We start from the raw sequence: 1,550 nt of genomic DNA, 5'->3' as shown, positions 1-1,550 counted from the left end.
AGATAGCGAAGGATATGACGCATATACAGATGGATGCTCAATCTGTAAAGCTGCCAAGGATATTGGAACAATCCCTTAAGGAACTTTGGATGGAGGAGCCTGAGGATGCGGTATATGTATTTGGTAACTGCACAACTAAATATATGACTCCATTGAAGGAGGACAGTATCAATGGAATGCTTGATCGAATAAACAAAACAATTAAAAATCAAAATGGGATTAACATGATAACTCCGGCAGGATTAAGAAGATGGTTGTTTTTGCATTTGCTGGATATGAATGTAAGTCTCCAGGAGATTATGTGCATGATGAATATATCAGTCGATAATCTGAGTAGTTATATTGATGATGCAAAAATGCGGGACAGAGGTAAGGCGTTGATTAATTCTTGGGACAGGCATCCTATGGATAAGTTTTTTGAGGGAGTGAAAGGGTGAGGTATAATGAATTAATTTTTGTGTACGGCATTGAATAGTCATTATGACAGAATGAAGAAAAGTAAGACTAATGTACCAGTTCCTGTGTTTTTTTGTTTGATCTAGCATCTGTTTTGAAAAAGAAAGGAACTATGTTTTCAGAGAAATCTCTAGCTGGATTTGGAGACCAACTGCAGAACGGAGTGGAAGCCTTTGCTAACTTGAATTTTCAACAAATATATAAGAATGGTTACATGGAGAATCCGAATCTGGAAAAGAAATATAGACAGGCAGAAATTGTGTACCCTGGAGAATTTCCTATTGAAGATACACTCTGCTGTATAGTTTGTAGAAATGATATAGAGCGCCAGTCTTTGCTGAATAAACTGCGTTGTGTAGATTACAACTTGTTTGTAAAATACAGGAATCGTATAAGAGTTGATCGTAGTTGTTTTGAATGTAATGGACTATTTATAGAACAATGTAATTATTATGGAGATAAAATTGGTGTAGTGTATTCAGGTACGAAGGATAAAAAATATTATATTCGCAGGTATAAAGATGGCGATGAGCAGTTATTGGTACGTGCTCATGCAGAGTTTATTTGGAAACGATCTGAACAGGTGATATTTAGGCAGTACTGTGATTTTGCTATAGATTATGAAAACCCCCGTTCTACACAATTTAGCGGAATGGTGAAACCAGAAGGTGCGACTGCATTGTATATGGAAATATCATTTGAAAATAAAAGCATGTGTTTAGTGTGCTGGCAGTTGGCAGAGTCTGCAATGTTGTAGAAATTAGAATACATATAACGATTGCTATAATGGAGTTATCAATGTCGAAAAATATATATTCGCCGATTGTATAATGAAGTTGGACACTAACTAAATAAAATAGCTCATGGCACAAGAGCTCATTTCTAAAGAAGTTGATGGTATGTCAGATGAACAGTTTTTGACGAAGATGAAGTTGTTAATAGGTGGCAAGGTTACAAATGCTGCAATGCTTTTGTTGGGAAATTCTGATTTTGACTATTTGTTCACAGCCGCTCCAAGTATTATGTGGCGTATCTATGGTGCGGACGGAACATTATTAACGGTATTAAAAAATAAGAATGTTATTGAAAAGTAT

3 protein-coding genes are annotated in these 1,550 nt (G+C 35.7%); all 3 read left to right on the top strand.

Features of this window, described 5'->3' with window-relative positions:
- Positions 1-437: hypothetical protein (locus CCU_RS07280; RefSeq protein ID WP_208896081.1), on the top strand; the 437-nt coding region annotated here is incomplete at its 5' end.
- A gap of 92 nt (positions 438-529) precedes the next feature.
- On the top strand, positions 530-1,213 hold the full coding sequence (locus CCU_RS07275; RefSeq protein ID WP_071849476.1) for a DarT ssDNA thymidine ADP-ribosyltransferase family protein: 684 nt from the start codon (positions 530-532) through the stop codon (positions 1,211-1,213).
- Positions 1,214-1,355: 142 nt separating this feature from the next.
- The coding region (locus tag CCU_RS07270) for a hypothetical protein (RefSeq protein ID WP_243440872.1) at positions 1,356-1,550 on the top strand (195 nt) is incomplete at its 3' end.

Origin of the sequence: Coprococcus sp. ART55/1, assembly GCF_000210595.1 — a bacterium.
Classification (GTDB): Bacteria; Bacillota; Clostridia; order Lachnospirales; family Lachnospiraceae; genus Coprococcus; species Coprococcus aceti.
The sequence above is the reverse complement of the archived record's forward strand: the minus strand, read 5'-3'. Positions and strand labels throughout refer to the sequence as shown.